The sequence below is a fragment of the Ancylobacter sp. VNQ12 genome (assembly GCF_049445835.1).
GTDB lineage: Bacteria > Pseudomonadota > Alphaproteobacteria > Rhizobiales > Xanthobacteraceae > Ancylobacter.
On the sequence record NZ_JBMSDU010000001.1, the window covers coordinates 725472 to 742456 of the forward strand.

Below are 16985 nucleotides of genomic sequence, written 5' to 3' on the forward strand. Positions count from 1 at the left end.
TCCTTGATTCAGGCGGGAAGTCGTTCGGGACGGCGGCCGAGGACGGCGCCGAGGCCGAAAAGGCCGGCGAGACACGCCAGAGCGAGCGCGGCGGGGAGCGGGGCGACATCGACGCGGACCTCGACCGGCCGGGCGCGCGTCTCCGCTGCGACGGCGTCGATGAACGAAGAAGGCTCGCGCAGCGGCGCGAAGCCGAGCCCGGTCTGTGCCGCGAGTTGGCGCAGATACTCTTCGCGCATGCCGCTAAGATGCTCGGTGCCGGTCGCCGCCTCGCCGCCCCAGGGCGCGTTGCGCGGATTCCAGCCGGCCCGCGAGGAGGCATCGGCCGGCGGCGGGCCGGAGCGGTTCTCCTGCGTCACGTCCTGTTCGCCATAGAACCCGATCTCGCGCCCGTCCTCGTCGAATTTAGGAATGGGCGAGGGTTCGGTGGCGCCGACGCCGACCAACAGGCCGGGAATCTTGCCCGGCTCGCCGTCGAAGGCGGGCAGCGCGCCGCCGGCCAGCGGCGGCGCCTCGTGGCCATCGGTCAGGAACACCAGACTGGCTTGAAGCCCGGCCGCGGCCGAGATCGCCGCGTGCACGCCGCGCGCAACATAGCTGTCGCCTTCCCACGCCATCCGCCAGTCGAGCCCATCGATGGCGCCGTCGATGGCGGCGAAGTTCTCGCAGACTTCGGCCGGTTCGAAGAGCAGGAAGCTGCGTCGCTCGGTGAAGATGCCGAGCCCCAGCCGCGACTGGCACGGCAGGGCGGCGAGCAGGGCGCGGGAGGCGCGCTTGGCCATGGCCAGCCGGGAGACCGGCTCGCCGCCGACGATGTAGTCGCGCACATTCATGCTGCCGGTGACGTCGATCACCAGCAGCACGTCGCGCGCCTCGCGGGTGAGTGCCACGCGCGGCACGGTGAGCGCGGCCCCGAGCGCCAGCAACGCTGTGCCGAGCAACCAGAACCGCCAGTCGCGGGTAAGGTTGCGGGCCATCAGGGTAACCCTCTCGGCAAGCCCGGCAGGTCGGTCCATAGCCGCTTGGCGGCCTCTGGCGGCAGTTCCTCGCCAGAGGTTTCGATCTGCGGAAAATCGCGCACCAGCCGCATAGCGATGTCGAGATTGTACTTGGCGTCCCAGAAGCCGGGATCGAGCGCCAGCGCGCGGCGATAGCCCTCCTTGGCGAGGCGAACCAGCGGCACGGCGGGGTCGATCTCGTTGATCTCGAGATGGCTGATCGCGGCGCGCAAGCGCGCATTGGACAGGTCGTAATAGGCGGCGGAGGCGATGGCGCGATTGCCGGAGGCTGCGATCCGGTTCATCAGCGGCTGCGCCTCGTCGAAGCGGTCGCGGGTAGAGAGGAAGGCGAGCCGTGCGAACAGCAACTCCGGGCGGTCATTCGCTCTGACTGGCAAGTCGCGTCCGGCACTGAGCGCGGCGATGGCGCCATTGGCCTGCCAGTCGAGCACGAGGCGGGTCGCGAAATAGCCCGCCGCGCCGGTGCCGGCAGCCAGTAGCAGGGTGAGCGTGAAGATGAGGACCCGTTCCCGTCTCATGCCGCCCTCCGCAGCGGCGCTGCCGCTGGACGCGCCGCCGTCGCCGGGATGGTGCGTGCGAGGGTGCGCTCAGTGAGCTTGGCGGCGAGCAGCAGGCCGATCGCTGCGGCGGCGACGGCAAAGGCGGTGTGCGCGAGGTCGCGACGCGGCACGCGCTCGACATAGGTGATGGGCCGCGTCTCCTGCCGGTCGATCTCGGCGATGGCCTGCTCGACCGCGCGCGGGCTTGTCGCCTCGAACGCCCGGTAGGGCACGCCGAGGCTTTGCAGGAACAAATGCAGATGCCGTTCGGGATTGGCCTGCGGCGTATCTTCGCCCGGAGGGGGGATCTCGAAGATGCCCTTCGATCCGCGCGAGCGCAGGAACAGCCAGTAGAGATGCACCGGCGTGCGGGCTACGGAATCGCGCAGTGCCTCCTGTACCCGCCGGTCGATCAGTGCCGCGCCGTCGGAGACCAGCAATATGGCGCGCGAGGCTTCGTCCGTGTCGTCGGCAAATGAGGACAGCGCCAGCGCGAGGCCGCGCCCGACATCGGTGAAGGCGAGGCCCGGCCGGTCGATGGCAGCGATGGCGGCGCGGACGACGTCGTGATGATCGGTCAGCGGTAGCACCGGCATCGGCGAGGTCGAGAAGGCCGCGACGCCGATGCGGTCCCGCGGGCGCCGGGCGACGAAATCCGCCAGCAGGCGCTTGGCGACGACGGACTTCGATTCCTGGTCACCGGTCGGGGCGCGGTCGGCGAAGCTGTTGTCCATGCTCGACGAGCGGTCGAGCAGCAGCACGAGATGCGCGCCGGTGCCCTGCCGGGCGATCGCCTGCTCGCGCCGGTGGAGCCCGGCCAGCCCGAGCACCAGAGCCGCGATGGCGACGATACCGGCGAGACGCAGGCCGGCACTCATGGCCTTTGAGACAATGTCGTCCGGCACCAGCGCGGCGGCGGGAATGCCGCGGCGCACGAACACGGTCGCCGCGAAAGGAAGAAGCGCGAGGACGAGCAGGGCGAGCACGAACGGGTGGTCCACGCCCCAGTCGCGCGTCAACTTCTCGACTATTGCGCCCATCCCGCTCATGCGCTGCCCCGCTCGACGGCGCGCAGACGCCGCGCCAGCGCGAGGATCTCGGGCGCCGGAAGCTCGCGCGCGGCCTCCGTGGTGTCGTCGCCGAAGAAGACGCGGCGCGAGGCGGCGAACAGGCGCTGCACCTCTGCCTCGACAGGGGCAAAGGCCGGGTGGGTGGTGAAGAAACCCGGCAGGTCCTCCGCGAAGACGCCTCGTCCCGCCGTCGCGTCGAAAGCGCGGTGCAGCGCCAGCAGGGCGCTGCGATAGGCCGGGGGCGAGGGAACGCCGTCTACCGCCGGCAGGCTGGCACGCACCGTGCGCGCGGCCTGCGCGAAGGGACGGCGCGCACGGCGCAGGAAAGGGGGCCATCCGAGCTGCCAGGCCAGGGCGGCGAGGGCCGCCGCTACGCCTCCGAGCGCGACGGCCAGTCCCAGCTGGGTGTCGCGGGTCGCGATGGGGCGTGGCGCCATGTCGGGGCGCAGCGTCATTGACGCCCCCTGGCCGGTGGAGACGACCTCGCGTAGCGGCGACATGAGGAAGGACCAGGGAGGCACGCGCAGCTCGATGCGTCGGTCGCCATCCATGGCCGCGAGCTGCAGGGCCGGTATCTCGAGCCGCCGCGGCTCCAGCGGCGCGTAGAAGGTCTGATAGGTCAGCCCGAGCGTGTAGCGCTGCACGCCGCCTTTGACGCCGGTATCCACCAGCTGGACATCGTTCAGTTCGAGCCAGTAGGTCACCGCACGTGGGCGGGGAAGAGACGCGGGATCAAGTTGGAACGGCGCGTCGAGGGCGATCTCGACGGTCAGCTCCAGTGTGTCACCGATCACATGGCCAAAGGGGCGCGGCGCGTAGAGGTCCAGCGCGCGCAGCTGGGCGAGCGCCGGTGTGGTCGCGATCAGCACGAGGGCGAGTACGAGGCCGCGGAGGGGCGCCTTCATTCAGCCCTCCATGAGCCGGCGCGCAAGGGCGTCGAGGTCGAGCGTGTCCCGAAGGGCAAAGCCGCGCAGGCCGCGCCGGGCGAAGGCTTCCTGCAGCACCGCGCGGCGTTCGCGGGTCTGCCGCCGCCAGCGCTCGCGCAGCGCCGGCCGCATGAAGACGGTGCGCGCCGCTCCGCTCTCCAGATCCGCGAGTTCGATGAAGCCCCACCGCGGCAAGTCGTCCTCGACGGCGCTGTCGCTAACCATCACCGGCACCACGTCATGCCGCCACAGCGCGTCCAGCAGGCGCTCGATCTCGGGCAGCGGCATCAGGAAATCGGAGACGAGGAAGACTAGTGCGCGGCGCGCCGGCAGGCGATCAGCCGCTTCGAACAGGCCGGCGGCGCCGCGCCCGGTGGTGCGCGCGCCGAGGAGACGCCGGCGTACCTCGTCGTCCAGGCCGCGCCGCCGGCTGAGGGGCAGGCTCATATCCTCGCGAACCTGTTCGTCGCAGCCGAACAGGGCGAAGCTGTCGCCGGACCGCATGGCGGAGAGCGCGATCAGCGCGCAAAATTCGGCCATTCGCCCCGCCACGGCGTTGCCGAAGCGCATCGAGCCCGACAGGTCCACCAGCGTCGCGACCGGCACGGCACGGCGCGGCGCGTATTGGCGTACATGCAGGTCGCCGAGCGGGTCGCGCAGCGAGGCGCGCAGGTCGATCCGCCGGGGATCGGGCTGGCGCAGCAGCGAGACGTGCCGGCGGAATTCGCCCTCCATGCCGTCGCCATGTCCGGGATGGGCGCCGGGCAGGACGCCCTGTGGGCGCCAGCGCAGCCGGTAGGGCAGGGGAAGCAGAGGGTCGGGCGCTTCGCTCATGGGGCGGGCACCCGGGCGAAGACGCCGGCGATCAGTTCGCCGACCAGCCGCTCGCGGCGAAGCTCATAGACCGGGTCGACGAAGATACGGTGCGCCATGACCTCGGGAAACACCGCGCGCACATCCTCCGGCACGATCATGTCGCGGCCTTCGAGCCAGGCCCGCACACGTGCGGCACGCACGAGGTAGGAGAGGCCGCGCGGGCTCGCCCCGCCCTGGATGAAGCGACCCATGTCGACGCCGTCGACGGCGATGCCGTGCTCCTGCGGCGCGCGGACCGCGTCCCACAGCGCCAGGACATAGGCTTCCAGCGTGGGGCTGGCGTGAATGCCGATCTGGATGATGCGCGCGACGGTCTCCAGCGCCTCGGGCTCCAGCACGCCGGCCTCGACATCCCGCAGCAGCACATCGACGTTGTGGAAGCGCGGATCGAAGACGAGGCTGCGCCGCGCCGCATCATCGGCGGGGGTGCCGACCTGCACCTCCATCAGGAAACGGTCGCGCGCGGCGGCGGGGAGTTCGAAGGTTTCCTCGCGCTCCACCCGGTTGCGGTCAGCGAAGACCTGCACATGGGGAAAATGGTATTCGCGGTTGAACGCCGAGACCGAGCGCTCGGCCATCAGCCGCAGCAGCAGCGAATGCACCTGCGGCCGGGCGCGGTTGATCTCGTTGAAGAAGAAGACAGAGAGGTCCTCGCCCTGCTTGAGCAGCGGGCCGGGATCGATGCGCGGCTTGCCGTCCTCGCCGAGATGGGCGTGATAGATCAGGTCGGCGGGCATCAGGTCGATGGTGCCCTCGATGCGCTCGAAGGAGCCGCCAATGGCACGGGCCAGCGCTCGTAGCAATGTCGTCTTGCCGACGCCGACGTCGCCTTCCAGGAGGACATGGCCGCGCGCGAAGGTGGCGATGGTCAGGAGGCGGATGACGCGCGCCTGACCCAGGACGACCTTGCCGATCTCGCCCTCGAAACGCAGGGCACGATCCCGCCAATCCGACAGGATGGAATCGGATTCGCGAACGAGGCGCATGCGGGAGGTCCTTCCACCTTGCAGTCCGTAAAGCGTGGGCCGGGCCCGAAGAGGGCACGGCCGACGCGACGCGGGTTGCGCGACGTCGACCGCGCCAGTTGCCCACAGCCGGACGGATGCCCGGAGGATCGCGGGGCGGACAGGAGAATGTCGTCCGCCCGCAAGTGGGTTCTCGAAACAGCTGCGTTTTCGAAGGTACCCGTTCCGACGAACGGTCAATTCGCGGTCGGGATCTTGCTGACGTCGTAGACGAACTTGCCGCTCTTCTCGAAATACTGGACGCGCTGGGCGTTGCGCGCTTCCATCGCCTTGATGGATTCGGACTGCTTGTTGACCTCTTTCGGATCGTGCTTGGGGTCGTACTTCGAGCCGGCCACCTTCTCGGGATAGCCGGGCTTGGGCTCCCAGCAATTGCCCGGTGCCTTGCAGTTGGTCCCGTCATAGGCGGCCGCGCTGACCACCATGGCGAGGCCGAGCGCTCCGGCGCCGGCCACGATGAACGTAAACTTCACGCTGCGGTCGATGATGCTCATGCTCTGTCTCCTTGGGTTTCCATCGCTTCTTGTTGCCGGCGGGTTCAGCCCGCCGGGCCACCGCACTGCGGAAGCAGCTCTTCGGCTGGCTCTATGTGCGGGGCGTTCGCATCGAAGGGCTTGAACTTGCTGCGCTGTTCGCTCGTCAGCCAGACCGCGCCTTCCGGTTTGTCCTTGTAGACATGCCGGACCCAGGACATGACGAGCAGCATCTCGTTCATGTTCAGCGCACCGTACATCGGGCCCATCTGCCCGTTCGCGCCGCCGAAGATCGTCTCGAACAGACCCTGATCGGTCTCGTTCTTCGGATAGGTCCAGTAGGAATCGTTGAGGCCCGGCCCGATCTTGCCCTCGGCATAGTGGCCATGGCAGCCCGAGCACATGGACAGGAAGAGTTCATGTGCCTTCGGCAAGCAGACCTGCTTCTCGTTGTAGATGTTCACGCCGGTCTGGAGGAAGGTCTTCACCGCCTCCGTGTCGCGTCCTTCCTCCGGTGCTTCGGACAGGTCCAACGGCTGGCCGGTAACGGTGTTGGTCAGCATGATGGCGGCATGGGCACCCCAGACGAGGGTGCCGACGGTGATGAGTGCCGCTGCCGTCTTCACAAGGGTTGTCGTTCGCATAGGACCTTCTTCGCGTCGGAACAGGTGGATCCGGCGGCAGCGCGATGCCGCCGGAGTTCGACTCAGCTGTTCGGCTTGAGCAGAGGGATGCCTTCTTCGATCAGGATCGCCTCGATCTGCGGGCGCGCCTTCTCCAGTGCCGCATCGATCTCGGCGACCAGCGCCGCGTCGTCCTTGCGCACGCCGATCGCCTGGTCGTAATGCATGGGGATCGGTTTGCCGTTGGGCTGCTCGATGTCGGTGGAGATCACCGTCATGCGCAGTGCCGTGGGCGACTGCTTCACATAGCGGGCGACTTCCGGCGCGAAGGCGATGGCGACGTCGGCTTCCCCGCTCGCCACCTCGGCGATGAGCCGGTCGCCGGGCACCTGGGTCCACTGGTTGCGGCGGGAGACGAAGTTGACCAGCGAGTACATGTAGGCGGCGTTGTCCTCGAAGCGGCCGATGCGCTTCAGCATGGTCTCGGCCGGCGAGTAGAAGCGGACGGCGAAACGGATCTGATCCTTGATCTGCTGATCCTGCCAGTCGCTGGCGGTGATGTTGCGATCGGCCTTCGTCACGAGGACGTAGCCGGTGCGGTAATAGGCCTTGGAGGTCAGCACGCGCTCGTCGCCGACATCGACGCCCATGACTAGGTCGCAGTTCTTCTTGTCGAGCTGGTCGCGCACCAGATAGATGCCGGGCTTGTCGTTGCGAACCATGACCAGCTTGCGGCCCATGGTTTCGGCCAGGACCTTGGCGATGCGGTCCTCGAAGCCGGTCGAATCCTTCTCGGAGAACGGCGCTTCGACATTGGACGCGCAGACGCGCAGTTCCTTCGTGCCGGCATTGGCGTCCTTCTCGGGCGCCACGGTGGCGGCGCTGGCCAGACCGGCGACCGCGAGGCTGGCGGCGACCAGCGCGAAGCGGCTGATCAGTCGTCGGCTCCCGCCTGGGCGGTTTGATGAAGTCGACATGGATTGTTCCTCCTTCGCGCGGACGGCCGCCAATGCGGGCCGACTGTCGGGAACAGGGTGAGACGGAGCTGCCGGGAGGTCGCCTGACGGATTCCCGGCGAATGGCGGGAGGCCGTCAGGCGATATGTCACGCGCGGTGGCGTGGGAGCGTCAGCCGCCCGAACGGATGATCTCGCTGGAGTATTCACCGAGGTTCGGGTCGTCATAGGGGCTCTTGCCGTCGAGCGAGAACACCATCACGCCGCCACCCATCTGGGTGTAGTGCTGGAGCTGCTTGAACGCGCCCACCGAGCCGAGGCCGGCGGTCGGGTCGTTGAGGTCGAACACCAGGCCCACGCCCGGCCAGCCACCGACGCCGTAATAGATGGCGACGTACTGGGTGCCGTTGTGGGTGTAGGTCATGGGGTGGCCGATGACGCCGGAGGGAAGCTTGAACTTCCAGAGCAGTTCGCCGGTGTCGCTGTCGCGGGCCTTGATGAAGCCGTCGAGCGTTCCGTAGAACATCACGCCGCCGGCGGTCGCGAGCGTGCCGCCCCAGGCCGCGAAGCGCTCCATCACTTCCCACTTGTACTTGTTGTTGATGGCGTCATAGGCCTTGACCTGGCCCAGGCCCTCATACTTCTGCCGGTCGCCCTTCGGGCCGGGATACATCCACAGCGTCGCGCCGACGAAGAACTGGCCCGCGCGGTAGGGCAGCATGAACGGTTCCCAGTCCATGCAGATGTGGTTGATGCCCATGAAGAAGGACTTGCGCTGCGGGTCGTAGGAATCGTGGCCCTGGTTGTGGTAGCCCATGGCCGACGGGCAGATGTCGCGGCCCTTGTGGTCCATGCGGGTCGCGTATTCCGGATCGCGCTGCGGCAGGCCGGTCTTGAGGTCGACCTGCTTCACCCAGTTGACCGTGTCGTCGATCTTGTCGGCGGAGACCAGGTCGCCGTTCTCGCGATCGAGCGTGTAGACGATGCCGTTACGGTCGGGGTGGGTGAGAAGCTTGCGCATCTTGCCCGACTTGTCCTGCTGCTCGGAGAGCATCATGACGTTGACGCCCGCATAGTCCCATTCGTCATGCGGGGTCTTCTGGTAGCCGAACTTGGCCATGCCGGTATCGGCATCGCGACCCCAGATGGTCATCGTCCACTTGTTGTCGCCCGGGCGCATGGTCTCGTTCCACGGCGCCGGGTTGCCCGAGCCGTAGTAGAACAGGTTCGTGCCGGGATCGTAGGCATACCAGCCCCAGTTGGTGCCGCCGCCGATCTTCCAGGCCTCGCCTTCCCACGTCGCCTGCCCGAGGCCCTTCTGGCCGTAATGCGGGTTGGCGCTGTTGAAGTCGTCGCCGAGGCGGACCTCATTGTCGGGGCCGGTGGCATAGGCGCGCCACTTCTGGGCGCCGGTCGCGATGTCATAGGCGGTGACGTAGCCGCGCACGCCGAGCTCGGCGCCCGAGGAGCCGATCAGCACCGTGTCCTTCACCACATAGGGCGCGATGGTCAGGGTCGAGCCGACCTTGATGTCGGAGTTCTCGAGCTTCCAGTACTCCTCGCCGGTGTCCGCCTTCAGGGCGACGACGTGCCCGTCGAGCTGGGTCTTGATGATCAGCGGGGGAACGGTGCCGTTGCCGGGCCAATAGGCGAGGCCGCGGTTGACGACGTCGCAGCACGCCACCGCGCGGGCGGTCGGGTTCTGCTTCGGCTTGTGCTGCCACAGGATCTTGCCCGGTTCGGCGAGCGAGACGGCGAAGGTGGTGTTCGGGAAGGGGGCATGGATGTACATGACCCCGTCGACCACGAGCGGCGTTCCCTCATGCCCGCTGAGCACGCCGGTCGAGAACGACCAGGCAGCCTTGAGCTGCTTGACGTTCTGCTTGTTGATCTGGTCGGCCTCGCTGTAGTTATTGGCGCTGTAGTTCTTGCCGGTCATCGGCCAATTGTCGGTGCTCTTCGACAGCTCGACGAGCTTGTCGTTCGCAACCGCTGGCGCCGTGGCGCCGAGGCTGACCGCGGCCGCCAGTGCGGCGGCGACGGTGAGCGCGGACACCGAAGAGTACATTCGGCTCATTTGGTCTTCCCTCGCGTTTCCAATTCCCAGGTCGTCCTGCATCCCTCCGGGTTGAGCCCCGGAGCGCCGCGAACTTCTTTGCTTTCTTCGAGTTCAGTCGGTTGAAGTGCATCCTTTGTGCGGCGCACTTCCAAGGTCGATAAATTCTCTTATGATCTTCTAATTATTGGTATTCGTGCATGTTAATTCTTTGACAAGACAGTCGTCTGTGTCTCTAGATGAGTTGGCAATTCTGTTCGGGAACTTCTTCCTGCTCTGACAGGTAATGCGCCAAGGCTGCGCGGAACCCTTGCTCGCATCACACCAAAGTGCTTACATTTCATAAGCTTGGCGCAAAATCGACGTTCGGTCGCGGCTTATGGCCCGCCATGAATGGTTTCTCTCCATTCGCGGCGACGATTCGAATTTGTAAGTAGTGGTGCGTGAAATAAGAAAGTCATAAGTAGAAATGGGAAACGCTCTGCCAGCCTTCGCTCGCGCTGTCGCCGGTGCCGGCCTGGCCCTCGTGTTGGCGGGATGCCCCAGTGAGGGGCCGCCCGAACCGCGCGAGCGTGTCGCGTCGCCCGCCCGCAATGATCTGGCCGGCAAGAGTTGGCTTCAGCCGACCGATTCGGACGATCCTGCCGTCTGGCTGGCGAGCCGCGATGCAGGGCGTGACGTCGCGCCGAATGAGCCAGCGGTCGCGGGATGGCACGCCATCCTCGCGGATGCGGATGAGCGCTTCGGCGAAACCGATCGGATGATCGCCAACCGCGCCGTGCAGCTTGAGGCGATGCTGCGGGAGATCAAGGTGAAGCAGAGCGCACGGGAGATCGTGGCCGATTTCGCTTCCCTCGCAACGAAGGGCTCGCGCAGCGGCTTCAGCGATCTGTGCCAGCACTACTACAATCTGCGGGTGCAGGGGCGGACGCGCGAGGCTGCGCTAACCACCCTGCGACGCGAGGGGCCTCGGCAATTGGGCGATGCGCCGATGGTTTTACCGAAGGAATCGCCATGAGCCCAGCTTCCAGGATGTCTACGGGACGACGAAGGTCGAGAGCGTAGCTCCTCCCATCTCCATCCCGCTTCGTGCCAGCAAGGCTGGCTTCGTCTTTCGAGAGAAGGTTTCCGCCTGATGACGAGCGTTCTGGTGATCGACGATCACCCCATCGTGCTGCAGGGCTGCCGCCGCCTGCTTGAGGATTGGGGCGTCGAGCGGGTGCTTGAGGCCGGCACCGTGCTTGCGGGCTACCGGCTGTTTCGCCGCGAGAAGCCGGACATGGTCATTGTCGACCTGGCGCTGCACGGCAGCGGGCTCAGCGGCATATTGCTGGTGCGCCGGCTGCGGGCGCAGAATGCGCGGATCCCGATCCTCGTCTTCTCCATGCATGGCGATCCGGTGATCGCCAGCCGCGCGCTGGAAGCCGGTGCCGATGGTTATGTGCTGAAGGACACCTCGTCGGGCGCGCTGATGGAGGCGTTCGAGCGGGTGCGGCGCGGCCAGCCCTATATCAGTCACGAACTGGCGATGCAGGTCGCCATATTGGGCGCGCGCAAGGATACGCCGCTCGCGGATGTCACGCAGCGCGAGTTGCAGACGCTGGCTCTGCTGGCCGATGGCCGTGACTACACTCAGATCGCCGAGGAACTGGGCGTCAGCTACAAGACGGTGGCGAATACCTGCTCGCAGCTCAAGGCGAAGCTGGGCGCAACCACGCTGCCCGAACTGATCCGCCGCGCCATCCAGTATGTCGAGACCTCTCCCGGCGCGGCAAACCGGCCCGGCCGCATGGTGTGAGCTGCCGGTCGGTGGCGACGGGCCGTCACTCGCCTCTGGGATAGCGCTGGCTGTCTTCCAGAACGTTCAGGTCCATGTGGTTGCGCATGTAGCGCTCGGACGCCTTCTGCAGCGGCTGGAAGTCCCAGGGATAATAGGCGCCGTTGCGCAGCGCCTCGTAGACCACATGCCGGCGGGCCTGGCTCGACCGGACCTCGGCGTCGAAACGGGCGAGGTCCCAGCGCGCCCACATGGTGGCTGTCATCTCGGCAAGCACCGTGGCGCAGGCGGGGTCCTGCGCGCGGTTGGTGAGTTCGTGCGGGTCCTCGATGAGATTGGTCAGCATCGGTGGATCGATCTCGCACAGCACGAGCTTCCACGGCCCGTCGCGCAGCGCGATCAGTGGGGCGTAGGAGCCCTCCGCCGCATATTCCATCGGCACGGCTCCGCGTGCCCCCCGCCCAAGCACGGTCGGGATGAGGCTCTCGCCATCGGTCCACGGCATGACGCCGGAGAGGTCGAGCGCAGCGAGGTCGGCCAGCGTCGGCAGTACGTCCAGCGTCGACACCGGCCGGTCGATCCGGCCCGGCGGCAGTCCCGGTGCGGCGATCATCAGCGGCACGCGGGCGGAACCCTCGAAGAAGTTCATCTTGAACCACAGCCCCCGCTCGCCAAGCATGTCGCCATGGTCGGAGACGAACACGACAATGGTATCCTCGCTCATCCGGCAGCGATCGAGGATGTCGAGCAGCTCGCCGATCTTCTCATCGATATAGGAGATGTTGGCGAAATAGGCGCGGCGCGAGCGGCGTACATCACTCGGCGTGACGTGGCCGTTGGCGTGGTCGCTCGCCAACATCAGGCGCTGGGCGTGCGGGTCCTGTTCCTCGAACGGGATCGGTGCGATGGCGGGATCGAGCGCCGGGCAGTCCTCATAGAGGTCCCAGAAGTGCTTGCGCGCGACATAGGGGTCGTGCGGGTGGGTGAAGCTGACCGTCAGGCACCACGGCCGCGCCTCCTGTCGCCGCGCCAGATCATAAAGCTTGCGGCCGGCGTGGTAGGCGACCTCGTCGTCATATTCGAGCTGGTTGGTGATCTCGGCGACGCCGGCACCGGTGACCGATCCGAGATTATGGTACCACCAGTCGATGCGCTCACCGGGCTTGGTGTAGTCCGGCGTCCAGCCGAAATCGGCGGGGTAGATGTCCGTGGTCAGCCGTTCCTCGAAGCCGTGCAACTGGTCCGGGCCGACGAAGTGCATCTTGCCCGACAGCGCGGTGTGATAGCCGGCGCGGCGCAGATGGTGCGCGAAGGTGGGGACGTCCGAAGTGAACTCCGCCGCATTGTCATAGACACCGGTGCGGCTTGGAAGCTGTCCCGACATGAAGGAGGCGCGGGCCGGTGCGCAGAGCGGGCTTGCCGTGTAGCTGTTGGCGAAGCGGGCGGAGCGCTGCGCCAGCGCTTTCAGATGCGGCGCGTGCAGGAAGTCGGCCGGTCCGTCGGGAAACAGCGTCCCGTTGAGCTGGTCGACCATGAGGATGAGGATGTTGGGCTGGGACATGGCACGCTTCGCTGCGGTCGGAGAGGGGGCGCGGCCGCCGGTGTCCCGGCGGCCGGCAGAGGTCACAGGCCGAGCGCGGCCTTGACGGCGGGCAGGCCGGGCTTGCCGTCGAAGGTGGTGACGCCGGCGAGCCACGGGCCGAGCGCGTCGGGATGCGCCTTCAGCCAGCCGGTTGCCGCCGCCTTGGGTTCCTGTCCCTCGTCGAGGATCTTGCCCATCATGGCGTTCTCGATCGGCAGGTCGAACTTCAGGTTGCGGAACAACGTCGCAGCATTTGGACATTCCGCCGGCCAGCCGGTGCGTGCCAATGTGCGCACGTCGGCACCGCCATAGTTCGGCCCGAAATAGGCATCGCCGCCGGAGAGATAGGTGATCGGGAACGCCTCGTTCATCGGGTGCGGCGCCCAGGCGAGGAACACGATCCAGCCCTTGCCGTTCGACGAGCGCTTCACCTGCGCCAGCATGGCCTGCTCGCCGGATTCGACCACCTTCCAGCCCTTGAGGCTGAAGTCGTCGGCGTCGATCATCTTCTGGATGTTGGCATTGGCCGGCGCGCCGGGCTCGATGCCGTAGATCTGCTTGCCGAACTTGTCGGCATTGGCGGCAAGATCCCTGAAGTCCTTCACGCCCGCCTCGGCGACGTAAGTGGGCACGGCGAGGGTGAACTTGGCGCCGGTCAGGTTGGTGGCGAGCACCTCCACCGCTTTCGCCTCATTGAGCGCGTCGATGAATTTCTGCTGCGCCGGCATCCAGTTGCCGAGGAAGACGTCGATGTTCTTGTTCTTCATCGACTCGTAGCCGATCGGCACCGAGAGGGTTTTCACGTCCTGCGTGTAGCCGAGCCCGCTCAGCAGCACGCCGGCAATGGCATTGGTCGAGGTGATGTCGGTCCAGCCCGGATCCGACATGCGGACGGTCTTGCAGGCGGGTGCGTCCGCAGCAACGGCGGTGCTCGCGGCGAGGAGTGCGGAGAGGGCGCATGCGGCCCTTAGGAAGCGATTCATGGTCGACCTCTGGAAAGGTTATGAGCCGAAGATCGCAAGAGGGGTGCCTTGATTGGGTCTATGGCCCGCCTTGCCCTGGCGTTCATCAAACCGTTAAATGACAACGCCTGTGAAGCTGTCGCTTTTCAATGACGGACCCAATGGAATTTTATGTCTGATCGCCTTCTCGATCTCGGCTGGGTGCGGGTGTTCGAAGCCGTCGGCCGGCTCGGCAGCCTGACGGCGGCGGCGCACGAGCTCGGTCTCTCGCAGCCGGCGGTCAGCTACACCGTGCGCATTCTCGAGCAGCAGCTCGGCACCCCCCTGTTGGCGCGCGGCCATCGTGGCAGCACGCTCTCGGTCGCGGGTGAAAGGCTGCATCGTGCCGCGAGCGCCGCCGTGGCGGAACTTGATGCGGGCGCGCGGGCAATTCGCCGTATGAACCGGCGCCCGGTGGTGCGGCTGTTCACCGACTATGGCTTCGCGTCCTTTTGGATGATGCCGCGTGTCGCCCAGTTCAGGCTGGTGCGCCCGGATCTGGAAGTCCACATCATCGCCTCCGCCGCGGCGGATCCCGGCGCCGACGAGGCCGAGGATGTCGCGGTGCTGTTCGGCACGCGGACGGATTTCGGCGAGGGCGCTACCCAGCTCTTCGAGGAATGCGTCTATCCCGTATGCAGCCCGCAATTCGCCGCGCGCCATGGGTTGACGGACGATCCACGCCCGATCGCCGGCCTGCCGCTGCTGCATCTCGAGAGCACGCCGCACCCGCGCTGGTTCGGCTGGCGCGACTGGTTTGCCGCGATGCACGTGGCGCGCGAGCCGGGCCCCGGCGATTTCAGCCTGAACACCTATGGCCTCGTGGTGCAGGCGGCGATCGCCGACCAGGGCGTCGCGCTCGGCTGGGCGGGCCTCATCGATGGCGCGATCGCCGACGGTACGCTGGTCGCGGCGGGCCCACCGCTGTCACGCGCCGAGAGCGGTTACTGGGTGCGCCCCGGGCCGGAGCCCTCGATGCCGGCAAGGGATCTGATCGACTGGATCATCGAGCAGGGATAGGACGCGGGAGGCGGGGGAGCCGCCGCCCACATCTACCTGCCGGCGCCGTCACAAAAGCGCTTGACAAAAGTCAGGGTTCACGTGAGCCTAAGAAACAAGCGGCGGGCAAAGATGCCCAATGTCGCGGCAACTCGGTGAACATTTCCAACGACGGCGTGTCCTTGCGCTGCGGGTTGGTGGCAACGACGCCCACGGTCTGACGACCGGCGGGCGTTTTTTGTTTTTGTCGGAGCGAAGCGTGTCGAAGCACTACCGCATAGGGGTCATGTTCTCGACCACCGGACCCTACAGCATCGTCGCCCGTTCCATGCTGAACGGTGCGCTGCTGGCGGTTGCCGAGCGGCCCGCTTCCGACATCACCATCGAGCCGGTCGTGGTCAATCCGGGCGGCGATCTCGCCAGCTATGCCGCGCTCAGCCGCGACCTGCTGCGTGCCGATATCCGGCACGTGGTCGGCTGCTACACCTCCTCCAGCCGCAAGGAGGTGATTCCCTGCTTCGAGAAGCATGATGCGCTGCTCTGGTATCCCTCGCATTACGAGGGGTTCGAGAGCTCCAACAACGTCATCTACACCGGCGCCTCGCCGAACCAGCACGTGCTTCCGCTTGTCGATCACGCGCTGGCGACCATCGGGTCGAGTGCCTTCTGCATCGGTTCCAACTACATCTGGGCGTGGGAGAACACCCGCATCTTCCGCGAGGCGATGACCGCGCGCGGCGCGCGGGTGCTGGCCGAACGTTATGTCGCGGTGGGCGACACCGAGATCGACCAGGTCGTCGAGGCGATCCTCGAAGCCCGGCCGGCTTTCGTGTTCAACAATCTCATCGGCACCAGCAATTACGCCTTCTTCCGCAGCTTCCGTGCGGCCTGCGTCAAGCGCGGCATCGACCAGCCGAAGGTTATTCCGGTGGTAAGCTGCACACTTTCCGAGCCGGAGCTGGAGGAAATCGGCACTGACGCGGTGGACGGCCACCTCAGCTCCAGCGTCTATTTCTCCTCCCTCGCCACGCCCGCCAACGAGGTGTTTACCCGCGCCTACCACGAGGCCTTCCCGGAAGGGCCCCCCACATCGGCGGACGCGGAAGCTTCCTACATCGCGATGAAGCTGCTGATCCTCTCGCTGGCGGAAGTGGGGACGGACGATGTCGAGGCGGTGAAGCAAGCCGCCACGCGCCAGCATCTTCTCGCTCCGCAAGGCGAGGTGCGCATCGACCCGCAGACGCTGCACGCCTACCTGACGCCACGAATTGGGCGTTCAAACGCATCCTCGCGCTTCGACATTCTCGTCGAGGCGCCGGGTCCGGTCCGGCCGGACCCGTATCTCGTCCAGTCATCGCCGCGCTACGCGGTCGCGACCCGCAGCTCTTCATTGAGAGTGGTAAAGTGATGGCTCCTCGTCTGCTCCAGAATTTCAATGGCGGCCGGGCATACATCGTCACGTCCAGCCACACGGCCGTCGAGGCGCTCGAGAACACGCTGGGCAAGCTCGGCGTCGGCGTGAGCTATCCCGCTCTGGTGGACGGGCGCGCGGACGTCGATGTCGGCGCCCTTCAGGCCGAGCGCGACATCCTGTTCATCGACGGCGACCTCGACAATCCGGTCGCCCTCGACATCAGCGCCGGTTCGCGTCAGCCGCCGGTGCCGGTGATTGGCCTCGTCGGCGTGGAAGCGCCGAGCCGGCTCAAGCAACTGATCAATCTCGGCGCGTCGGCCTTCCTGCGCAAGCCCGTGCAGGGTGGCGCGGTCTACACCGCGCTGTTCCTCGGCATCAACCAGTTCCTGTTGCGCGGCGATCTTCGGACGCGGCTCGACGACATGGATCGCCGCCGGCGCGGTCGCCGCGCGGTGGTTAAGGCCATCATCGCCCGTATGACCGAGACGGGCGTCGATGACGACGCGGCCTATGAATGGCTGCGGCGTGAAAGCATGCGCTCGCGGCAGACTCTTGAAGATTACTGCGAGGCCTTCATGAAGGCGAGGGTGCAGTCCCTCGATGAACCGACGCAACTCCATCCGCCGGAGTCTCGCGTGGGAAGAATATAA

General features: G+C 66.7%; 17 protein-coding genes. 5 read left to right on the forward strand and 12 right to left on the reverse strand.

Annotated features, from left to right (window positions below):
* Window positions 1-8 precede the first annotated feature (8 nt).
* The 10 genes from ACO2RV_RS03355 to ACO2RV_RS03400 all read right to left on the reverse strand — a co-directional run bounded on the left by ACO2RV_RS03355 (window position 9) and on the right by ACO2RV_RS03400 (window position 9583).
* A complete protein-coding gene (locus ACO2RV_RS03355) occupies window positions 9-977 on the reverse strand; it encodes a vWA domain-containing protein (RefSeq protein ID WP_423289783.1) in 969 nt (322 codons plus the stop codon).
* Window positions 977-1537 carry a hypothetical protein gene (locus tag ACO2RV_RS03360; RefSeq protein ID WP_423289785.1) on the reverse strand — a complete coding sequence of 187 codons (561 nt, stop codon included), beginning with the start codon at window positions 1535-1537 and terminating at the stop codon, window positions 977-979. The genes ACO2RV_RS03355 and ACO2RV_RS03360 overlap by 1 nt, the downstream gene beginning before the upstream one ends.
* Window positions 1534-2607, reverse strand: coding sequence for a vWA domain-containing protein (locus ACO2RV_RS03365; RefSeq protein WP_423289787.1), 1074 nt, complete (start codon window positions 2605-2607; stop codon window positions 1534-1536). The genes ACO2RV_RS03360 and ACO2RV_RS03365 overlap by 4 nt, the downstream gene beginning before the upstream one ends.
* Window positions 2604-3533: a nonribosomal peptide synthetase MxaA gene (locus ACO2RV_RS03370; protein WP_423289789.1), complete on the reverse strand. Its 930-nt coding sequence runs from the start codon at window positions 3531-3533 to the stop codon at window positions 2604-2606. The genes ACO2RV_RS03365 and ACO2RV_RS03370 overlap by 4 nt, the downstream gene beginning before the upstream one ends.
* Complete coding sequence (locus tag ACO2RV_RS03375) at window positions 3534-4388, reverse strand: DUF58 domain-containing protein (protein WP_423289791.1); 855 nt, start codon at window positions 4386-4388, stop codon at window positions 3534-3536.
* The gene (locus ACO2RV_RS03380) at window positions 4385-5416 is read right to left on the reverse strand and encodes an AAA family ATPase (protein ID WP_423289793.1); all 1032 of its coding nucleotides are present in this window, start codon (window positions 5414-5416) and stop codon (window positions 4385-4387) included. The genes ACO2RV_RS03375 and ACO2RV_RS03380 overlap by 4 nt, the downstream gene beginning before the upstream one ends.
* 215 nt (window positions 5417-5631) lie before the next feature.
* Window positions 5632-5949 (reverse strand): methanol dehydrogenase [cytochrome c] subunit, encoded by a 318-nt coding sequence (locus ACO2RV_RS03385; RefSeq protein WP_423289795.1) that lies wholly within the window; start codon window positions 5947-5949, stop codon window positions 5632-5634.
* A gap of 44 nt (window positions 5950-5993) precedes the next feature.
* Window positions 5994-6572, reverse strand: coding sequence for a cytochrome c(L), periplasmic (moxG, locus tag ACO2RV_RS03390; RefSeq protein ID WP_423289797.1), 579 nt, complete (start codon window positions 6570-6572; stop codon window positions 5994-5996).
* A gap of 62 nt (window positions 6573-6634) precedes the next feature.
* Window positions 6635-7528 carry a methanol oxidation system protein MoxJ gene (gene moxJ / locus ACO2RV_RS03395; RefSeq protein WP_423289799.1) on the reverse strand — a complete coding sequence of 298 codons (894 nt, stop codon included), beginning with the start codon at window positions 7526-7528 and terminating at the stop codon, window positions 6635-6637.
* A gap of 150 nt (window positions 7529-7678) precedes the next feature.
* The gene (locus ACO2RV_RS03400; protein WP_423289801.1) at window positions 7679-9583 is read right to left on the reverse strand and encodes a methanol/ethanol family PQQ-dependent dehydrogenase; all 1905 of its coding nucleotides are present in this window, start codon (window positions 9581-9583) and stop codon (window positions 7679-7681) included.
* A gap of 448 nt (window positions 9584-10031) precedes the next feature.
* On the opposite strand from ACO2RV_RS03400, the gene ACO2RV_RS03405 reads away from it, so the two are divergent.
* Window positions 10032-10580, forward strand: a complete 549-nt coding sequence (locus ACO2RV_RS03405; protein ID WP_423289803.1) for a hypothetical protein — start codon at window positions 10032-10034, stop codon at window positions 10578-10580.
* A 117-nt stretch (window positions 10581-10697) separates the two neighbouring features.
* Complete coding sequence (locus ACO2RV_RS03410) at window positions 10698-11360, forward strand: response regulator transcription factor (RefSeq protein WP_423289805.1); 663 nt, start codon at window positions 10698-10700, stop codon at window positions 11358-11360.
* A gap of 25 nt (window positions 11361-11385) precedes the next feature.
* Here the strand turns inward: ACO2RV_RS03410 and betC are convergent, their stop codons facing one another.
* Window positions 11386-12900 (reverse strand): choline-sulfatase, encoded by a 1515-nt coding sequence (betC, locus tag ACO2RV_RS03415; protein WP_423289807.1) that lies wholly within the window; start codon window positions 12898-12900, stop codon window positions 11386-11388.
* A 62-nt stretch (window positions 12901-12962) separates the two neighbouring features.
* Window positions 12963-13904 (reverse strand): choline ABC transporter substrate-binding protein, encoded by a 942-nt coding sequence (locus tag ACO2RV_RS03420; protein WP_423289809.1) that lies wholly within the window; start codon window positions 13902-13904, stop codon window positions 12963-12965.
* Window positions 13905-14054: 150 nt separating this feature from the next.
* On the opposite strand from ACO2RV_RS03420, the gene ACO2RV_RS03425 reads away from it, so the two are divergent.
* The 3 genes from ACO2RV_RS03425 (at window position 14055) to ACO2RV_RS03435 (ending at window position 16985) form a co-directional block, all read left to right on the forward strand.
* Entirely contained in the window at window positions 14055-14942 is an 888-nt protein-coding gene (locus ACO2RV_RS03425) for a LysR substrate-binding domain-containing protein (protein ID WP_423289811.1), read from the forward strand.
* A gap of 238 nt (window positions 14943-15180) precedes the next feature.
* Window positions 15181-16329: a transporter substrate-binding domain-containing protein gene (locus ACO2RV_RS03430; RefSeq protein ID WP_423289813.1), complete on the forward strand. Its 1149-nt coding sequence runs from the start codon at window positions 15181-15183 to the stop codon at window positions 16327-16329.
* Window positions 16329-16985, forward strand: coding sequence for an ANTAR domain-containing response regulator (locus ACO2RV_RS03435; RefSeq protein WP_423289815.1), 657 nt, complete (start codon window positions 16329-16331; stop codon window positions 16983-16985). The genes ACO2RV_RS03430 and ACO2RV_RS03435 overlap by 1 nt, the downstream gene beginning before the upstream one ends.